Origin of the sequence: Limnospira sp. (assembly GCF_051859755.1) — a bacterium.
GTDB classification, from domain to species: Bacteria; Cyanobacteriota; Cyanobacteriia; order Cyanobacteriales; family Microcoleaceae; genus Limnospira; species Limnospira fusiformis.
This window is the reverse complement of record NZ_JBIMLI010000045.1, coordinates 13,978-34,225: the sequence shown is the minus strand read 5'-3', so window position 1 is coordinate 34,225 and position 20,248 is coordinate 13,978. Positions and strand designations below refer to the sequence as shown.

17 protein-coding genes are annotated in these 20,248 nt (G+C 43.3%); 9 read left to right on the top strand and 8 right to left on the bottom strand.

Features of this window, described 5'->3' with window-relative positions; translation table 11 throughout:
* From ACTIE0_RS10325 to recJ, 3 genes are all read left to right on the top strand, one after another.
* The coding region (locus ACTIE0_RS10325) for a hypothetical protein (RefSeq protein ID WP_439516896.1) at positions 1-186 on the top strand (186 nt) is incomplete at its 5' end.
* Positions 187-451: 265 nt separating this feature from the next.
* Complete coding sequence (locus ACTIE0_RS10320) at positions 452-1,231, top strand: photosystem II electron transport protein, Sll1252 family (RefSeq protein ID WP_006669302.1); 780 nt, start codon at positions 452-454, stop codon at positions 1,229-1,231.
* 14 nt (positions 1,232-1,245) lie between these two features.
* Positions 1,246-3,639, top strand: a complete 2,394-nt coding sequence (gene recJ / locus ACTIE0_RS10315) for a single-stranded-DNA-specific exonuclease RecJ (RefSeq protein ID WP_439516895.1) — start codon at positions 1,246-1,248, stop codon at positions 3,637-3,639.
* A gap of 51 nt (positions 3,640-3,690) precedes the next feature.
* Here recJ and ACTIE0_RS10310 read toward each other — a convergent pair whose 3' ends face one another.
* From ACTIE0_RS10310 to ACTIE0_RS10280, 7 genes are all read right to left on the bottom strand, one after another.
* The gene (locus tag ACTIE0_RS10310) at positions 3,691-4,383 is read right to left on the bottom strand and encodes a Uma2 family endonuclease (protein ID WP_273249232.1); all 693 of its coding nucleotides are present in this window, start codon (positions 4,381-4,383) and stop codon (positions 3,691-3,693) included.
* Positions 4,384-4,457: 74 nt separating this feature from the next.
* Positions 4,458-5,150, bottom strand: a complete 693-nt coding sequence (locus ACTIE0_RS10305) for a Uma2 family endonuclease (protein WP_006670445.1) — start codon at positions 5,148-5,150, stop codon at positions 4,458-4,460.
* A gap of 69 nt (positions 5,151-5,219) precedes the next feature.
* On the bottom strand, positions 5,220-5,831 hold the full coding sequence (locus ACTIE0_RS10300) for a hypothetical protein (protein ID WP_006626196.1): 612 nt from the start codon (positions 5,829-5,831) through the stop codon (positions 5,220-5,222).
* A gap of 88 nt (positions 5,832-5,919) precedes the next feature.
* Positions 5,920-7,045 (bottom strand): peptide chain release factor 2 gene (prfB, locus tag ACTIE0_RS10295; protein WP_150105369.1). Its coding sequence is split into 2 segments (ribosomal slippage): positions 5,920-6,972 and positions 6,974-7,045, totalling 1,125 coding nucleotides; the frame shifts between segments, so codons are not numbered across the junction.
* A gap of 338 nt (positions 7,046-7,383) precedes the next feature.
* On the bottom strand, positions 7,384-7,968 hold the full coding sequence (locus tag ACTIE0_RS10290) for a hypothetical protein (RefSeq protein ID WP_006670446.1): 585 nt from the start codon (positions 7,966-7,968) through the stop codon (positions 7,384-7,386).
* 441 nt (positions 7,969-8,409) lie between these two features.
* Positions 8,410-8,985 carry a PEP-CTERM sorting domain-containing protein gene (locus ACTIE0_RS10285; RefSeq protein ID WP_006670447.1) on the bottom strand — a complete coding sequence of 192 codons (576 nt, stop codon included), beginning with the start codon at positions 8,983-8,985 and terminating at the stop codon, positions 8,410-8,412.
* A 290-nt stretch (positions 8,986-9,275) separates the two neighbouring features.
* Positions 9,276-10,445, bottom strand: a complete 1,170-nt coding sequence (locus ACTIE0_RS10280) for a class I SAM-dependent methyltransferase (protein WP_006670448.1) — start codon at positions 10,443-10,445, stop codon at positions 9,276-9,278.
* Positions 10,446-10,893: 448 nt separating this feature from the next.
* Here ACTIE0_RS10280 and ACTIE0_RS10275 point away from each other — a divergent pair, with 448 nt between their 5' ends.
* The 5 genes from ACTIE0_RS10275 to ACTIE0_RS10255 all read left to right on the top strand — a co-directional run bounded on the left by ACTIE0_RS10275 (position 10,894) and on the right by ACTIE0_RS10255 (position 14,696).
* A complete protein-coding gene (locus tag ACTIE0_RS10275; protein WP_162198536.1) occupies positions 10,894-11,157 on the top strand; it encodes a histidine kinase in 264 nt (87 codons plus the stop codon).
* On the top strand, positions 11,132-11,311 hold the full coding sequence (locus tag ACTIE0_RS10270) for a hypothetical protein (RefSeq protein ID WP_006670450.1): 180 nt from the start codon (positions 11,132-11,134) through the stop codon (positions 11,309-11,311). The genes ACTIE0_RS10275 and ACTIE0_RS10270 overlap by 26 nt, the downstream gene beginning before the upstream one ends.
* Positions 11,312-11,314: 3 nt before the next feature.
* Entirely contained in the window at positions 11,315-11,503 is a 189-nt protein-coding gene (locus ACTIE0_RS10265; protein ID WP_006626203.1) for a diguanylate cyclase domain-containing protein, read from the top strand.
* Positions 11,504-11,821: 318 nt separating this feature from the next.
* Positions 11,822-13,363: a phosphomannomutase/phosphoglucomutase gene (locus tag ACTIE0_RS10260; protein WP_006626204.1), complete on the top strand. Its 1,542-nt coding sequence runs from the start codon at positions 11,822-11,824 to the stop codon at positions 13,361-13,363.
* A gap of 145 nt (positions 13,364-13,508) precedes the next feature.
* Positions 13,509-14,696 (top strand): methyltransferase domain-containing protein, encoded by a 1,188-nt coding sequence (locus ACTIE0_RS10255; RefSeq protein WP_006670451.1) that lies wholly within the window; start codon positions 13,509-13,511, stop codon positions 14,694-14,696.
* A 22-nt stretch (positions 14,697-14,718) separates the two neighbouring features.
* Here the strand turns inward: ACTIE0_RS10255 and ACTIE0_RS10250 are convergent, their stop codons facing one another.
* Complete coding sequence (locus ACTIE0_RS10250) at positions 14,719-19,674, bottom strand: PAS domain-containing protein (RefSeq protein ID WP_006670452.1); 4,956 nt, start codon at positions 19,672-19,674, stop codon at positions 14,719-14,721.
* A gap of 106 nt (positions 19,675-19,780) precedes the next feature.
* Between ACTIE0_RS10250 and psb27 the strand changes: the two genes are divergently transcribed.
* Positions 19,781-20,179, top strand: coding sequence for a photosystem II protein Psb27 (gene psb27 / locus ACTIE0_RS10245; RefSeq protein ID WP_006626207.1), 399 nt, complete (start codon positions 19,781-19,783; stop codon positions 20,177-20,179).
* Positions 20,180-20,248: the final 69 nt, after the last annotated feature.

The following is a 20,248-nucleotide window of genomic DNA, read 5'->3' as shown; positions in this document are numbered from 1 at the left end:
CATTTTCAGTTAGTCCTGGTAGATGTGGTTTTGAGCCTATCCCAGAGTAGATATCTGCTGGGGATGGCACTATCAATTATATCTGATTATACGCCCATGGTGGATTTTTTAGGTGCTGGCTATACATCAGATTTCTACTCGTGTATTTGGGTTGGGGTGTACCGACGGAGATTATACCATTTTTAAGGTTGGGTGCGCCACAATGATTAATTATTATAAAAAACCCCGATTTTGTAGGTGGTGATTTGATGGGGGGAAAACTGTATATCTGTGGATTGGGTCAGGTGAAATCATCCTAACCTACCTTAGACCCACCTAGTCCCACGACTACATAACAAAATAACCAGTCAGCAAGATATGGGCGGATTTGGGAAAAGAAAATGTGACGATCGCACAAAATCTGTTAGAATGGAAAACGATAATTTTGCATCGACCTAGAACTCAAAAACTGATGCTGCCAAGGCAAGAACTACTTAACGGAATTGAAAATCGAGATTGTATCGCCAGAATTATCGACCTGGCGGAACAGGCTTTAAAAACCTGGGAAATTACCCAAACCGAGTTTCTCTCACCCCCAGAAATCGCAGAAGCACAAGGAATTTTTCGGCGACTGACAGAAATACAAGCGTTATCCTGGGGGGGTTATCCGCAAGCAGAACGTCAGCGAATGGCGATCGCACGATCAGAAATCCCCCTCGACTCAAGCCATGTAGAAATCGCAGCGATCGACATTTCCGGGAACTTTTTATTTGATACCGCGACTCACCGGGATTTTTTGGGTTCCTTATTAGGGACGGGAATTGTCCGGGAAAAAACTGGGGATTTAATAGTGTTAGGAGAACGGGGAGCCCAGGCTATTGTGATTCCTGAATTGGTGGAATATCTGGAGATGAACCTAACCCAAGTGCGGACAGTTCCCGTTAAGGTGCAACCGATTGATTTAAGCGAGTTGAAAGTTCGAGAACCTAAGAAAAAAGCCATGACTACGGTTGAGGCTTCTTTGCGTTTAGATGCGATCGCTTCTGCGGGGTTTGGGATGTCTCGGAGTAAAATGGTCAACCTCATTGATGGCGGTGATGTGCGAGTTAATTGGAAAGAAGTTAAACAAGCCAGCATTGCTATTAAAACCGGAGATTTAATCGCTATTCGCGGGAAAGGCAGATTGGAAATTGGGGAGGTTTCTGTCACCAAAAAACAGCGCTATCGAGTCGAATTAACTAGATATAATTAACTGATAATTAAACTATGTGGCAGGTGCAACCATCCCGAAAAATTCCTGATTGGATGATAGCAGAAATCCGGCGACATCACCCTAATATTTCCGGGAAATACTTGTCTCAACTGTTACTCTCTCGGGGAATTTCTACACCGGAAAAGTTGACTAGATTTCTGGAAATTGACAGCTATCAACCCGCCAGTCCCGCTGAATTTGGGGCGGAAATGCAGCAGGCGATCGCTCGATTAACTCTCGCTTATCAGAGATGTATCAGCCACAATAACCCTGAAAAAATCGTGATTTGGGGAGACTTTGACCCAGACGGTATCACCGCGACCGCCGTTTTGTGGGAAGGGTTGCGACAGTTTTTTGGGTCCTCTGTTTCCTACACTATTCCTAACCGTTTGACCGACTCCCACGGACTAAACCAACCGGGAATTGAAACGTTGGCGGCGCAAGGTTGTAGTCTGATTATTACCTGCGATACCGGAAGCACAAACTTAGCCGAATTACAACTCGCGCAAAATTTGGGTATTGATGTCATTATCACAGACCACCATACCTTACCACCCACACGACCCCCCGTCGTGGCGATTATTAATCCCCGCAATTTACCCTCAGACCATCCCCTTTATCATCTCTCAGGAGTAGCGATCGCTTATAAGTTAGTAGAAGCATTATATATGGCTTTACCAGGCGTTTCTCAACAGCCTTTAGAGAATTTACTCGACTTAGTGGCTATTGGTTTAATTGCGGATTTGGTTGAAATTACCGGAGACTGTCGCTACTTAGCCAAACGGGGGATTCAACAACTCCAAAAACAACAGAAAAACCCCACCCGTCCGGGAGTTTCCCAATTGCTGAAATTATGCAAAAACAATGGCGATCGCCCTACGGATATATCCTTTGGTATCGGTCCGAGAATTAATGCAGTTAGTCGCATTTATGGGGACGTTAGTTGTGTGGTGGAATTACTCACCACCCGCGACACCCAACAGGCGTACAAATTAGCCTGGAATACGGAAATAGCCAACAGTCGCCGCCGAGAGTTGCAGAAAAATCTCGCCTATGATGTGCGGAAAAAGCTGCAAAAAATCGACTTATCTACTACTTATGCGATCGTCCTGAGTGACCCTCAATGGTATGTGGGATTATTAGGATTAGTCGCGGGTCAAATCGCCCAAGAATATCGTCGCCCCACTATTTTACTGACTACCGAAGGCGGTACCGAAACCGGACTAGCTAGGGGGTCAGCCAGTTCAATTCATCCTATTGACCTCTATGATTTAGTATATAGTCAACGGCATCTATTGCATAGTTTTGGGGGTCATCCTTTCGCCGCCAGCTTGAGTTTACCCATTGAGAATATCCCCATATTTAAACAAGTCATAGACCAGCAACTCCGACAACGTATGGGGGGAATATTACTCCCTCAATCTCCCATTATAGTCGATTTGGTTTGTACTGTGGCAGAATTGGGTTATAATTTATTCCAAGAACTAAAATTGCTCGAACCCTGTGGAATAGGAAATCCAGTCCCCAAGTTATTAATTAAGAATTGTTGGTTTGAGAATGTTTGGAATAAAAATATTGTGGATTTACGGCGTAAACAAGTTAAGTATATTAAGACTACCTATCAGCTATTTGATGATTCTACGGAATCAGGTTTTCCTGGGGTTTGGTGGGGTCACTATAAAGAAGAATTACCCCCCGGTCGATATGATGCGATAGTCGAGTTGGATTTTAATACTAATAGAAGTAAGTGCGAAGTGCGATTATTAGCTGTGTGTCCAGCCTTATCAGAAGCTGAGATTAACCCGCCATTAATTACTGTTGAGATAGTGGATTTTCGGAATCGTGAACATGGGGAAAGTACAGTTTTACTTGGTGAGAATAACCCCATAGAAAGTAGTTATTTGGTGGTGAGTAATTGTCCGACCAGTTGGGAGGAATTAACAGCCAAGTTTATTGAGGCTTTCAACGCTGAGAAAAAATTGGCGATCGCCTATTCTCTCCCTCCCAGAATATCACCCCCAGAAGTGTGGGAAAAACTCACCGAAATCGCGGATAATTTAAGCCATAATCACCAAGGGATTAGTCCCCAGGAATTACGAGAAATCTTGGGAATTGGGGATATAGCTTTAAGTAGGGGTTTAGATTGTTTAAAATCCCTAGGCTACCAGATAGAATTAGCCGAGGATACCCCATCAAATAAGCAGTTATATATTACATCCCAGACTACTGCTGACCGGGGGGATATCTGTGAAGATGACGATGATTTTGCCACCTTACTAGACATCTTTTTTATCACCATTGAAGAAGAAAAATTTACCCGCCAATATTTCTGTGAAGTTTCCCTAGAAACCATCCAGGCTACCTGTAGAATGAGTCAACTCAAATCAATTTATAGTTTCCCCGGATAGTCGCCATTGTAGCACCGAGAAGCGATCGCCTTTCCAGCCACTTCCGCCATTTTAGGGATTGATTGACAATCTTTGTACAAATTCCTGATATTCTGGGGTAGCTATTCCTTCCTGTAACTTAGCTAAAACCTGCGCCATATTACCCGATAATAGCGCATTTACATCTAACCATAAACCTGGGAAAAATGTACTTTTCAGACAACCAGAATTATCTATCTGTTGTAGCTGATAGCGTCCTTCACAGAGTACATACCAGCGAAATTCTGACCCATCAACCAGCCAGACTAAATATTCCCTTACACCATTACGGCGATAGGCGTGTAGCTTATCGTGGAGGTCTTTTGAGGCGCTACTGGCTGCAATTTCTACAATCAATTCTGGCGGTCCTTCTATATAATCATCCTCACTAATGCGCGACTGTCCCCCCGCCGCCTCTTCGATACGCAATAAAGCATCTGGTTGCGGTTCATTATCCATGTCTAGGCGAACACTGGTGTTGTCACAAACCATAATGTTAGGCGTAAAACTGCGGTAAAAAACCAGCCAACCCATAACATCACTATGAGGTTTTCCGTGTTGTCGGACCCTAACAGGGGATGTCATATAAACGACTCCTTCCACTAATTCAGCCTTTTTTATGTCCGGTAGCAAACTATAGCGCCGCTCAAATTCTATCATCGATAAGCGATCGCCATTTTCCAAAGTTGGGAGAATTGTCTGAGAACCTGATGGAGTATAATTCATAACATCACCTAACCATTAAAGTCTATTATTTATTATAGCTATCAGCGATCGCCTTTCCAGCCACTTCCGCCATTTTAGGGATTCATTGACAATCTTTGTACAAATTCCTGATATTCTGGGGTAGCTATTCCTTCCTGTAACTTAGCTAAAACCTGCGCCATATTACCCGATAATAGCGCATTTACATCTAACCATAAACCTGGGAAAAATGTACTTTTCAGACAACCAGAATTATCTATCTGTTGTAGCTGATAGCGTCCTTCACAGAGTACATACCAGCGAAATTCTGACCCATCAACCAGCCAGACTAAATATTCCCTTACACCATTACGGCGATAGGCGTGTAGCTTATCGTGGAGGTCTTTTGAGGCGCTACTGGCTGCAATTTCTACAATCAATTCTGGCGGTCCTTCTATATAATCATCCTCACTAATGCGCGACTGTCCCCCCGCCGCCTCTTCGATACGCAATAAAGCATCTGGTTGCGGTTCATTATCCATGTCTAGGCGAACACTGGTGTTGTCACAAACCATAATGTTAGGCGTAAAACTGCGGTAAAAAACCAGCCAACCCATAACATCACTATGAGGTTTTCCGTGTTGTCGGACCCTAACAGGGGATGTCATATAAACGACTCCTTCGACTAATTCAGCCTTTTTTATGTCCGGTAGCAAACTATAGCGCCGCTCAAATTCTATCATCGATAAGCGATCGCCATTTTCCAAAGTTGGGAGAATTGTTTGAGAACCTGATGGAGTATAATTCATAACATCACCTAACCATTAAAGTCTATTATTTATTATAGCTATGATAGCCGGATAATACCGCTTCATGAATTAGCAAATAGGTAATTTACCCGATCGCACAGCGTGTATATATTCACTACCAGAATCCGGCCATCCCCGCCGATCCGAGGCTTCTCCTGGCTGTCCCCAACCCAATTGTAACAACATCTCTAAGAAATGGGATTTTTCCCACTTCCAAACACAAGCCCACTCAGTCCTTTGGGCGATCGCATCTATATCAGAACCCTTAATTTTGCGGTGATTTTTCCCACCATTCAGACTCAAATATAAATCCATATTTTGCGTCACCCGATACCAGAAATCAATCAACCTATCCTTAGCCTGTTTGAGAATTGCCAAATCTTCTGGTAAAGCAATCAGTTGTTCTCCAATCATCGGATAATCTAGGCTAATTTCTGCCACTTGTATCTGTCGCCACACAATCCCAGAAACCTGATTTTCCCGTTGATATTCATGAACCGCCGCCTTAAAATCCTGATAGGCGGTAAACTTCTGAATAGCATCAGGTTTCAAAAAGTGATCAATCACCGGATTTCCCACCCCAGGGGTCGCCTTTAAATTCAGTCTTTTACCGTTTAAACAAGCCCTTTTCTCCTCTTGCAAAATGTGTAGCAGTTCCTGTGTAGTATAAACTTTGGACATGGAAACTATCCCCTAAAAGGCAGCGGGAGGCAGCCCATAACAATTAGTAATTAACTATTAATTGACTCCTCCCGGAACTCCTGATTTACTAAGCAGACTGATTATCAATCACCTGATTTTCTTGGCGTAGATAGGCTTGAATAAACCCATCCAATTCACCATTCATCACATCATTAATAGCCGTCGTTTCCTCACCAGTCCGCAAATCTTTAACCATCTGATAGGGATGAAATACATAGTTGCGGATTTGATTTCCCCAAGCCGCCTCTACCAGGTCGCCGCGAATTTCTGCGATCGCCTGCGCCCTTTGTTCCTGCGCCACGACCAATAACTTAGCTTTCAGTAAAGCCATGGCTTTTTCCCGGTTTTGTAGTTGGCTACGTTCCTGCGTACAACGAACCGCTATCCCCGTGGGAATATGAACTATGCGGACCGCCGTTTCCACCTTATTGACATTCTGACCACCCTTTCCCCCAGCGCGAGACGTGGTAATTTCCAGGTCTTTTTCCGGGATATCTAAATTTATAGCCCCTTCATCCAGAATCGGCATGATTTCCACTCCCGCGAAACTGGTCTGGCGTTTACCATTGGCGTTAAATGGGGAAATTCTGACCAGGCGATGGGTTCCTTTTTCTGCCTTTAAATAGCCATAGGCGTAGGGTCCCTCCATTTCCAAAGTAGCAGATTTAATCCCCGCCTCGTCTCCTTCCGAAATTTCCGCCAGGTGGACCTTATAGCCTTGGGCTTCCCCCCAACGGGTGTACATTCGTAATAGCATTTCCGCCCAGTCTTGGGCATCCGTACCCCCCGCCCCAGCGTTAATGGTCAAAACCGCCCCACTGCGATCGTAGGGACCCGATAGCAGTTGCTGTAACTCCCAGCGATCGATATCCCGACCGAGATGGACTACATTAGACTCAGCCTCCTGTCGTAGGGACTCATCATCCTCTAACTCTAGTAACTCTGCGATCGCCCCAGTATCTTCCAGCGTCTTTCGCCAGTCCTGCTGTTGTTGCAAAACCGATTTAAGGTCACTCAAAGTCTGGAGCGTCTTTTGTGCCTGGGTTTGATCATCCCAAAAGTTCGGTTGAGCTGCTAATTGTTCCAAGTCTTGAATTTTGGCTTCAATGGCGGGTACGTCAAAGATACTCCTGGGTTTTACCCAGGCGGTCTGCCAACAATTCGATTTCTCGTTTAATGTCTGCCACTTCCATTGCGATCGTTACACACTCAGCACAGTATCTAGCGATTATAGCGCTATTTGCTAATCAGAAACAGTCAAAAACCCGGTAATGATGTCCCACAGACTCACTACCGGGTTGGTACGCCAATATGAATATATACCTAGTGATTTTTAGTAGATGCCTATTTTTTCCTGTGGGGGTCAGTTTACAAAACCCCCTCCGAACCGAAAACCAATCTTAGAACCTGCTCCTACACAGCCTGAATGTGACAAGTGATTTGGCGAATACAATAATCAACCCTGATATCTAATCTATCGCCTAGTTTTGGAAGCTCAGTCAAGATCTAAATTGTTCCTACTAACTAACGTCTAGTTTTTGCCAGAGATCGCTTTTTGACCAACCATCATACCGCCAACGGCTACCAAACCTAACAGCATTCCCGGTTCGGGAATTTCTGTCCGGCCGCCTGGTCTGCTGCTGGGGGTGTCGAACACATACAGAGTCGCATGAGACAAGCCAGGTCTTCCTGTTTCCCAGTTTAAATCCTCTAATTGGTCGATCCCGTCAAACAGATAAGCCGCAAAACCTTGACCCCCTTTCAGCACAAAGGCAAAAGTGGAATCTTTGAGGCTATCATCAAAAAACGTCAGAGTCCCTTTACCTTCACTGGTGCTGGCGATGGTGAAAAAGGCGTTCTCATCAGTGCTTCTATCAACTTTGTAGTCGTCTAGTCTAAAACCATCGATTACTGTTTGACCAAACATAGATTCAATGGCAGAAACATTGTCATTTCCACCACTATCTTGGCAAATGTAAGTTAATCCCGCAAACAAATTTTCTTGGCAAGTGGCAACGTTGCGAGGTTTTTGGGCCATGGCATCCGGTGCCAAGGTGGACACTAAGCCAGCGGCTAAAACTACGGAAGTTACTATATTTAATAATTTAACTTTCATCTTGGCTCTCCAAAAATCTAGGTGGGACTAGGCTGGAAACATGGCGTTTGTTTCCCTATCTGTCCACCATTATACCCAACACCACCAGAACCGTCCTCAGTGTTTGTACTGATTTACAGGATCTTTACATAATGCTCACACTTACTTTAAGTTTCTGTTAAGTAAAGTATCCGCTATCCAATCATATTATTTATGGATGCAATACGGTTAATAATTGACGCTAATAGATATTATCAGTTTATTTAAACTTCTTTAATTGCGGAAATTCTAGTTATCCTAACTAACTATAGTCGTATTTTCTATGATTCCCGTGAACTTAACCGCCAGAGTCTGACTCTCCACAGAACCCCGAAAATGAGATAACCCGGCAATTAGTCTTAAAGACCATAGCACCGGGTTATTGTCCCTAGTTTTTGAAGTTGAGTACAGATGCTAATTCATCTAGCTTTTGCGAGAGATGGCTTTTTGACCAACCATCACACCACCAAGGGCTACTAAACCTAACAGGGTTGCAGGTTCGGGAACTTGTGTTCCGGGAGTAGTCGGGGTGTCGAATACATACAGAGTGGCGTGAGACAGACCAGGGCCACCAGTTGACCAGCTTAAATTACTTAGTTCGCTAATACCGTTGAACAGATAAGCTGCATAGCCGTTACCACCTTTGATCACAAAGGCAAAGGTAGAATTAGCCAGTGTGGAGTCGAGGAAGTTCATGGTCCCGACACCTTCACCAGTGCTGGTGATGTCGAAAACATTTGCGATCGCGCCACTGCTGTCATCAACTTTGAAATCGGCAATTACTTCTCGTTCAAATAGCGCTGCAATGCGAGTAGCATTGTCATTTCCAGCGGGTCCACCAGATTGTTCCCGACACTCTTCAAACAAGCCACCAAAAATATTATCTTGGCAAGTGGCAGCGTTGCCAGGTCTTTGGGCCATGGCATCGGGTGCAAAGGCGGACACTAAACCAGTGGCTAAAACTGCGGCTGTGGCAATATTTAAAAATCTAACTTTCATTTCCGTCCTCCAAAAATATAAATTTAACTAAGCACTAAACACGAGGTTAGCTGTTTCAATATAGTAATTATTATACAGGAGATGACCCATTATTTCTTCAGTGTTTCTACTGATTTATAGTATATTTACATAAGGTTTAGATGGGCTTCATGAATTCAGGAAAATTAACCCATGATGATCAAAGATTGTTAGATGTAGACAAAAACTAATTAATAATTGACTTTTTTTTATATGCGATTTTTTTTTGCGGGGGAAATTTTAGTGAGAGTAGCTAGATATGGTCCAATTTTCTACCATTGAGGTGAACTTAACCCCCTCAGTTTTACATCTTCGGAGAAGGTACCCTGGATCAGAACCCCAAAGTTACCTAATCCCATGGGGTCAATTAGGGAATGTAAAGCCTCCCGCCGCCGTAATACTTGAGAAATTTTTGGGCCTTCGGAAACGGTGGCTATACGATCGCCTAATCCCAAAGCCATCATAAATAAAGCCTGTTGGGTAAAGCCGATGGTTTGGAGTCCCAGCGATCGCCCTTTTTGCTGTAAGGCGGTAAAATCTACATGGGCGGTTATATCCTGTTCACCTATATATATATAGGGGTTATTATGATGGCGATGTTGATAGTAACATTGTAGGGTTCCTTCCCGGCGAGTCGGACTATAAAGGCGATCGGCACTATAGCCATAATCAATAGTTAGCACAAATCCCCGCCGCAATTTTCTAGCCACAGTTTCTACCCACCCCAAAGCGGCTAGATTAACCTCGGTTCGGTAGCCTTCGGGGTAAGCCTCCGATAATAAATCAATACCGACTAACCGAAAATAGTCAGCTAGTTGGGGGGTGGAAAGTTCCCCGACTACTTCGGCTAATTGGTAATCGGATTTTGACCCGGTAGTGGTTAGATAAATTTCCTGTAATTGATTATTCTGGCGGGTGACTAAATGCACCGGGAAAGCGTCGATTAATTCATTGGAGAAAAAACATCCGGTAATTGAATGGTTGGCAATTTCATCTAAATCACACCAACGGATTTGGGTAAAGGGTGCGCCCAATTGCTGAAAGCGCCGCTGTTGTTCGGTTTTTAGTCGCGTGGATTTTTCGGCGATCGCATAATCTAATACCCCGACAACTTGGGGATATTGTCCTTGCAGATAGCCGATAATATCCGCAGCTAAAATTCCTTGACCCGCCCCCATTTCCACTAAGGTAAACGGTTCCGGCTTTCCCAAAATTTCCCACATTTCTACTAACTGTTCAGCTAGTAACTCGCCAAAATCTGAACCTAGGTGAGGGGAAGTGAAAAAGTCCCCCTGTGCGCCTATTTGGGGGGAGTTATGGTTATAGTAGCCCTGTTTGGGGTCATAGAGTGCCATCTCCATATACTCCGCAAAAGTAATCCGATTTTGGGGATGGTTGCCAATTCGTTGACTAATGCGATCGACCAGGGTTACAGATACCATATATCACCAAAATTTCCGCCCACAACTTCCCATTATATCATAGAAATTTTCCCCAACCTAATGATTTATATGGTAGTGGAATAATCCCCGGAATAGGGGATTTCCTCCCCAATTTCCCCTAGTCTTCTATTACCAAGATATCCCCATATTTGGGAGGCTTTATTTTTCCGTTAAACTTGATTCCCATCATAATGGTCAATGCGGTTAACCTCCCCATTGGGGTGATGCTTTAGGTCAGCGACTGTGGGGGATTAATGGGAATAGCCCCGAGGTGGCTTTGTTTTTCCAGAACTTACCCCGGAGACTGTCACCCCCAAATTGACGATTTATTAAGTTTTTACCATGGCTTCTTGATGGTGCGATCGCCCTTTTTGTCCCTACAGTTCAAAAATGTGCTATCTTGGGGTTAACTATTTGTCCAAAATATCTACAGCTAATGGGTTCGGAGATGGAAATTTTCTCGGAGGTCGGCAATGGCACTACTTTTCAATTTAAATTAAATGTGCTAGTCCGAGAACATCACCCTAGGGACAATGGTGCTAAAACTTATCAAAATTATCAGCCAAAATTAGACGATTATCCTCGGGTAAATAATCGGCGTGGTCAACATCTGATTTTGATGGTTGAGGAGAATTATTATAATCGGCAATTACTCCACCAAATTCTATCACCTCATTTTGGAATTAATGCAAGCGGTGGCTACTCAACTTAGTTTTCCCCGGCCACAGGCTGGTCTTGATCAACAACTTAAACAAGCTAATTTTAAACTAGACCGTTTGGCGCGCTTAGATGGATTAACTCAGTTGGCAAACCGTGGCAATTTTCATGAATTTTGGTGGCGGGAGTGGCGGCGTATGCACCGGTAAAAGTTGCCTTTATCCTTGATTCTGTGTGATGTCGATTACTTGAAAAAATATAACGATACTTACGGACATTTAGCGGGTGATAATTGCTTAATTAGAGTAGCTCAAGCTATCCAAGAATCAGCTATGCGTCCGGGGGATTTGGTGGCTCGTTATGGGGGGGGAAGAGTTTGCCATTATTTGATCAAATACTAACTGCGAAGGTGCTATACAAGTGGCTATGCGAATCTAGGTGGCAATTCAACAATTAAATATTCCCCTGCCTCTCTGGTGAGCGATCGCATTACTGTTAGCCAGGGTATTTCTAGCATAATTCCATCTATTAATACCTCCCCGAACTGTTAAAATCCGCAGAGTCTGCCCTATATCAAGCTCAAGAAAAAAGCCGCAATACTTATATGGTATGCAAAATGGAACGGGGCTAATTCTTAATTATTCATTAACTTTTTGATAACCACTTGCTAGTTATAGTATGATAGGATAGTATAGTTATCAATTCAGGATAAATTAACTATGGATCAAGTTGCTAATTGGGACTGGAAAAAGCTACAAAATGGGTCGGATATTCGGGGAGTCGCCATAGCAGGTGTAGCCAATGAACCAGTTAACCTAACTCCTGAAATTGCCACTATCTTAGGTAAAGCCTTCGCGAGTTGGGTCAGCCAAAAACTGGGTAAAAATACCGCAGAATTAACTATGGCGGTAGGTAGAGATAGTCGTCTATCTGGACCTGTGCTAAGTCAAGCAGTTATGGAGGGAATTATATCCACTGGGGCTCAGGTTTATGATTTGGCGATCGCCTCAACTCCCGCCATGTTTATGAGTACCGTTACCCCCGGCTGGGAATGTGATGGCGCAATTATGTTAACCGCCAGCCACCTCCCCTTTAACCGTAATGGCTTAAAGTTTTTTACCCCCCAAGGAGGCTTAGGAAAGCCGGATATTTCCGAGATTTTGGAGTTAGCGAAACTCAACGATTTTGCCAAATCTCCCACCCCTGGTTCTATTATACAACATGATTTTATTTCTGTCTATGCCGAAGGATTAGTTAATACCATTCGCCAAGGTGTCAATCATCCCACCAACTTGGAACAGCCTTTAACTGGATTAAAAATAATCGTTGATGCTGGCAATGGTGCGGGGGGATTTTATGCCGAAAAAGTCTTAAAACCCCTAGGGGCTGATACCACAGGGAGCCAATTTTTAGACCCTGATGGCACATTCCCTAATCATGTTCCCAACCCGGAAAATCAAGCGGCTATGCAGTCAATTTGTCAAGCGGTTATTGACAATAAAGCCGATTTTGGGATTATTTTTGATACCGATGTAGATCGGGGTGCAGCCGTTGATCAGTTGGGGAAAGAACTTAACCGAAATCGCCTAATTGCCTTAATTTCGGCGATAGTTTTACGAGAACATCCCGGTTCTGCGATCGTCACTGATTCCATTACTTCCGATGGCTTAACTCATTTTATCGAGCAGGAATTAAAAGGGGTTCATCATCGCTTTAAGCGCGGTTACAAAAATGTAATTAATGAAGCCATACGACTTAATGAAAGCGGACAGGAATCTTGGCTGGCGATTGAAACTTCCGGTCATGGTGCTATGAAAGAGAACTACTTTTTAGATGATGGTGCATATTTAGTTAGCAAGCTGTTAATTGAACTAGCTAAAACCCACCTAAAAGGTAAATCTCTCACCGATTTAATTGCCAATTTACAGGAACCCGCCGAGAGTGAAGAAGTGCGGATCACTATTCAAAATGATGATTTTAAATCATTAGGTAATAACGTGATTGAAAAACTCACTCAGTTTGTCTCCCAACAAACCGACTGGGAAATTGTCCCCAAAAACTACGAGGGGGTTCGGGTTTCCTGTGGGTCCCCCGACGAGGATGGCTGGTTTTTATTGCGCCTATCCCTTCATGATCCGGTTTTACCGTTAAATATTGAATCAAATGTGGTCGGTGGCGTGGCGAAAATTGCTAACCGTTTATTAGGGTTTTTCCAAGGTATCGACTCCCTAGATATCTCGACATTTTCGGGAATTAAATAACTCTGATTTCCTGCGTCAGACCTATAGTGGCTGGCGCATTCCCCCCAACCCAGAAATTAACCGGATCTAGTATAATCAAGCTATGGCATGAATTACAGCCTATCTGTGTATAGATCCATATCATCAACCTAAGGATGCTTAAATCATGACTCCAGCTAAATCGGCAAATACTGCTGTTAATTATGATATAGAAAATGAAGTTTTAGAACGCTATAAAGCCGGGGCGAAAGATGTTCAGCCTTCCCTGTGTTGTCCGACATCATATAATGGTAATTATCTGGAGATTTTGCCATCAGAAATTATTGAGAAAGACTATGGCTGTGGCGACCCCACCCAATATATTAATTCTGGGGAAGTGGTGGTAGATTTGGGGTCTGGTGCTGGCAAAAATTGCTATATTATCGCCCAAAAAGTCGGCAAAGATGGGCGAGTAATTGGGGTTGATTTTAATGATGATATGCTGGCGCTTTCCCGTAAGTATCAAGATGAAATTGCCGATAAGTTGGGCTATAAAAATACTGAGTTTGTTAAGGGAAAAATCCAGGATTTGGGGCTAAATTTGGCTATGGTGCAAACCTGGTTAAATGATAATCCTATTACCTCCATAGAAGATGTATCCCGGTTTGAGGCAATGTGCGATCGCCTCCGCCAAAACCAGCCTTTAATCCCTGATGCAACTGTGGATGTAGTCGTGTCTAACTGCGTGCTTAACCTAGTTAAATCTCAGGATAAAGTGAAACTATTTTCCGAGATTTACCGAGTCTTAAAAGTCGGAGGAAGGGCGGTTATTTCTGATATTGTGTGTGACGAACCCCCCACGGAAACAATTATCAACGACCCCGAATTGTGGAGTGGTTGCATTGCTGGCGCTTTTCAAGAACACGAATTTTTACAAATGTTTGAAAATGCCGGATTTTATGGGGTCGAAATCTTAACCCGTCAGACCGAACCTTGGCAGGTAATTGATGGCATTGAATTTCGGTCTGTCACAGTTTGCGCCTACAAAGGGAAAGAAGGTCCTTGTTTAGAACGCCATCAAGCAGTAATTTATAAAGGACCTTGGAAACAGGTAGTTGATGATGATGGTCATACCCTTTATCGAGGTCAACCTATGGCAGTTTGTGATAAAACCTTTAACATCTATACTAGGAGTCCCTACAGTGACGATATTATCCCCATTCCTCCCTATCAAAATATTGATCTAAAGGATGCTAAAGAATTTGATTGTCGGCAAAATGCCATCCGCGACCCTAAACTAACTAAAGGTGAGAATTACCACGTCACTAATATTAATAACGACGAGTCTTGTTGTTCTCCATCAAGTTGTTGTTAGGGTCTGATTATCAGCTATTTGATTAGAGAAACTCCCATACTACTACGCGATCGCGTCCTTGGTTTTTTGCCAGATATAAAGCATCATCAGCTAGTCTCAGTAAATCATCTAAAGTTTGGGCGTGTTCTGGGAAACTAGCCACCCCAAAAGAAGCCGTAATTTGACCGAGATCTCGGTTTTGGTGTTGCAGTTTTAATCCGCGAATTCCCTCACATAAAAACTGGGCGCGATCGCTCGCTATTTCTAGGGTAGTTTCTGGCAAAATTAACGTCATTTCTTCCCCCCCATAACGGCAAGCCGTATCAGAACTTCTGATATTTGTTTGGATAAAATGAGCAATTTCTTGCAAAACTAAGTCCCCAGCTTCATGACCAAACGTATCATTGAAGTGTTTAAAATGGTCAATATCTATCATGATAATACATAGGGGTTCATTTTTGCGGTTAGCCTTGGCTAAGGCTTGATTGAGCGTTTCTTGCAGATAGCGACGGTTAAAGAGTCCAGTCAAAGGATCTCGGATACTTTCTAGGCGTAATTGTTCCTGAAGTTTCAAGTTGAATAAAGCCAAAGATAACTGATCAGCAACAGTGCGCCCTAGTTGTTCGGAAGACTCCATATTAACGAAAGACGATTCAGTAATCATGTATAATAATCCCCAAATTTTGGTTTTGGCAATTAGGGGAATACATAAAGAATATTTAGGTAGCAGTTCAGAATTTATATGATTACAAAATAAACCCGATTGCTGGTCACTGGCGGTATGAATTTTTCCCCTTCGTAACGCCCAACAGTCTTTGAAAGTAAATTTTATCTCCTGATGTGGGAGTTCACCAAATGTAGAAACCACTTCTAAATCCGATTCCGGGCTATCAGGATCTATTACCAATACCGCCCCAGAAAAATCGGGAAAAAGCTGTTTGAGAAATTCCGCAATCGCTTCATATCCCTCCTCAACTGCATCGCAGGCTTGCAGAAATTCAATCATTTTGCTGACAATTTCCATTTCCCGATTTTTTTGCTTGAGATGCTGATAAGTAGTGTGTAATATTTCTTCGGTTTGTTTGCGATCGGTGAAATCTGTAGCCGTCCCTAAAATTTCTTGAACCCGTCCATCTGAATGGCGACTAAAAACGAGATCCCGACTCAGTAACCAACGCCATTCTCCATTTGCTTTTTGAACGCGATATTCTACGGTATATATTTGACCATCTTGTGCTTTGGACATATCTTGAAAGTGTTTTTCGATGATGGGTAAATCTTCAGGATGGAGAATTTCATAGAGTAAAGTTCCTCCGGTTTCTTGAATTTGTTGGTAGGTGTATCCGAGGATATCTTTAATATTGCGATTGATATAAACATTGCGCTTTTTGATGATGTCGAATATATACAAAATATTGGGGATATAATCAGTAACTTTCTGAATAAATCTCTCGCTGTTTTGGAGTTGTTCAAGCATGAGTTTTCGGGAGGTAATATCTTCGGCAATTCCCGCCCAACGATAGATTTTTCCTGATTTATCAGTGACTGGAAAAACCCGCGCTGCTACCCATCTAATTGTACTATCAGGGCGAATGATTCTGTATTCCTCATCAAAAACCAACTTATCCTGAAACTGGCGCTGATATGCTTCTATCACCCGCTGTAGATCTTCTGGATGTACAGAATTAATCCAATGTTGAGGGTTTTCGTAGAGACTGGCGCAACTTTGCCCCCAAATTTTCTCGTAGGCAGGATTAATATACAGAATTGTTTGACCATCAAAAGATGTCATAAAAAACACTTCTCGCACTGTTTCAGCAATTTGACGGAATTTTTCCTCGCTTTCTTGGAGGGCAATTTCTGTCTCTTTCTTGTCAGTAATATTAATCATAACTCCCTGGAGGAATGTGGGGTTGCCTTGGTCATCGAGGACAACTTGGCCGTTATCACGCACCCAGACCACATTTCCCGATCGCGAAAACATCCGATATTCAACACTAAAGCCTTGATTTTCTTCGATACCTTGACGGATTTCCTCCAACAGGCGATCGCGATCTTCTGGATGCACTAACTCCAGCCAATCCTTACTATTTTTTAACCACTCACTGGCTGAAATACCCAGCAAACGCTCAATTTGAGGACTAATATAAAGTATGCTAAATTTGTCATCTAAATTCGCCGTATAGGTAGCCGCTGGCATTTGTTCAATCAGACGGCGATATTTAGCCTCAGAAGCACTTAAAGCCATCTCTGCTTGTCTTTTTTCGGTGATATCAATTACCGAGCCAAATAAGCGTAATGGTTGCCATTCTGCATCATGTTCAACCCCTCCCATACCTTGAATATAACGAATTTCTCCACTGGGACGAACCAGACGATATTCTGTATAAAAAGGTTCTCCCAAGGTTAACGATCGCTCGGCATCTTCCGCGTGGCGATCGCGATCATCCGGGTGCATTTTTTCTCGTAATTCTGCTAAAGTCGGTTCCCCTTGGGTCGGGTCCATGCCATAAATCCGGAACACCTCTTCTGACCAAGTAATTTTACCCGAACTTACATTATATTCCCAAGTGCCAATACCAGCTATTTTTTGAGAGTTGAGCAAATCTTGAGTAATTTTATATAATTTATATTCGGTTTGTTTGGCTTGGGTAATATCCTCAGCAATGTAGCAAAACCTCAACTTGTCTAAGCCCGAATTGAGGATAGGCGAAATCGTAACCGATAAGTGATGTTCCTGGCTATTTAAGGTGTGAATATACTCAAATTTAATCGGTTTACCAAGCTGTTGACTTTCCCGATAATGTTGAGACCAAAACTCAATAATTGAGGCGGGTACACCCATTTCACTACACCGGGCATTTTTCAGAGATTCAGGACTTACACCCCAAAATTCAGCCGTTGCATTATTACTAAAAATGTGGATAATATCCCCATCTATGAGTTCTACTACACCCATCATCATGCTGGTGCTATTATAGAAACTATACAAGATCGCCTCTCGTTCCGCTGCTACTATTTCTGCTTGTTTGCGATCGCTAATATCAAAACCATAGCCCACCACTTCTCTGGGTTTTCCCGCCGCATCTAATACTAACCTTAGATGTTCTTGCATCCAGCGATAACTACCATCCCCATGGCGAAAACGATATTCATAAAAAGATGTCCCCTTCGTCAAAACCTCACGAACTTTAGACCAGGCAAAATCTCGGTCTTCTGGATGAATTCTCTCTTCCCAAAACTCGACACTTTCTTGGAATTCTTTTTGAGTATATCCCAGGACATTTGGCACATTACTACTAATGAATGTCACCCGCATAGTTTCCGGGTCACAGCTATAGATAATTGCCAAACTTGAATTAAGTAAATCATTCAATCTTTCTTGAGAAAAGATTAGCTGTTTTTGAATCTGATTTACCTGATTAATTTCCAGTTCTAGTTGATGTTTACTCTCCGCAATTTCAGAGGTTTTTGACTCTACTTGTTCTTCCAGGGATGATGCTAATTGGCGATAGGCTTCCTTCTGGGATTCTAACTCAATTCCTGACCGTCTCCGTTCGGTAATATCTTCTCCCGTGCCGATAATATATTCCACTTGCCCATCATCATCACATAAAATTGTATTAGACCAGGCAATTAAACGGCGATCGCCTGTTTTCGTCACCCAATAATTTTCATGATAACTGGGAAAATTCCCCGCTGTTAAATCCGCAAACCCCTTTTTTACGCTGTTCACTTCTTCAGGAACTAATAAAATCTCCCAAAACGGTCGATCTTGAACTTCTTGCCCAGAATATCCCGTAATTTTCACACAGGCTTGATTAAATTTGACGATGTAACCTTGGGTATTTAAAACCACAATTAAAGCCGGAACCGTATCTAAGATAGCCTCGGTCAAATCTCGCTGTTTTTGCAGTTCTTCGCGAGTCTGATGGTGGTCATTTTGCATCTGTTTGATCCGTTCACCTTGTAATTTATTAACCTGCTGTTGTAGGGCTTCAATGGTATTATAAAGTTCCAGGGGATTAAGAGTTTGCAGTAAACTGGTTTGAGTCAAAATACCCACTAATTGCTGTTGTTCATCACACACCACTAACCGACGGACTCCCCGTTGCTGCATTTGTTCATGGGCTACCCATAAATTTTCTGTGGGGTGCAAACACCATAGGGGGCTACTCATAATGTCAGCCGCCATCATCCGATCAAAATTAAGATCCAGGGCTGAACACTTGACAATATATCTTTCTGTGACTATTCCCACAGGATGGCACAGGAAACTATCCCCGATTTTGGGTTCAGCAATGACCACACAACTAACCCGATATTCCGCCATCAATTGAGCCAGATGTAAAATAGAAGCGTTAGGGGTAGCATGGATCACGTCTCGCGTCATGGCTTCGGCGACTTGACGTAATTTGAACAAATCCCCTGGTTGCAAACACTCGCGCAGGGTTTGTGTGGAAATTAATCCCACCAGCTCACCAGTTTTCGACAAAACCGGAAGATGGCGAATCTGATGTTGACGCATCAGGGTAATAGCAGTAAAAATGTCTTGATGGGGTTCTATTGATAGGGTGACTAGATCGCGAGTCATCACCGCCGCTAAGGTTAAATGGTCAAAGCTGCGATATTGGGTAGCCAGGCGCACGAGATCCCTTTCCGTAATTAAACCGACCAGTTTTCCCTGTTCTACGGCCAGGACGCAACTTTTCCGGTGTGGCTGGGTTTCCCTGTCAGAGTCACTTTTTGGCTGTGGGCTGATCATGGAGATCACCCCCATTAAGGGAGTTTCAGGAGAAGCCGTCAGTGGGTGTCGATCAATTGCCTTATATAACGGCAAATTCGAGAACAATAGGTCTTGGCTAATCATTAGCTTAGTTAGGAGATGGTGAATAGGGATTGATTCTGTGGCACTGGTATCAAATACATTATCCCATGAGCGAATAGCCGGAAACAAAACTAAGAAAGCCGAGGGTATGATAGCTATTCTAGGTAACACAACCTGACATTATCGGTTGTATCTGTACCTGCATTTTGTAACCTATGTGGGTGGCTGTTGGCAATTAGAGGTAGGATTGTAGTTAGGTTATTTTGACAGTCTTTTTATGAAATACTTTGTTTCTCGCCTGGTTGCCCTACTGATGGTCGTTACCGTTGCCCTGGTGGGCTGTGGTAACTCACCCGATGGCCTCACAGGAAATTATAGCCAGGATACCTTAGCAGTTGTGAATAGTTTGAGAACTGCGATCGCTTTACCGGAAGATGCCCCAGAAAAGGCCGCCGCCCAGGCGGAAGCCCGGACCCTGATTAATAGTTTCGCTTCCCGCTACCGTCGAGACCCAGCGGTTTCTACTTCCAGTTCCTTTACTACTATGCGGACTGCCTTAAATGCCCTAGCAGGTCATTACAGTTCCTACCCTAACCGTCCCGTTCCTGATAAACTCAAGCAAAGACTAGAACAGGAGTTTAAACAAGTAGAAGCGGCTGTGAAACGGGGCGCTTAACTCCGGCTAACCTGATGGGGAAATTAACCGAGGCAACTCAATCTGATCTGTAATGATTAAGAGTTGCTT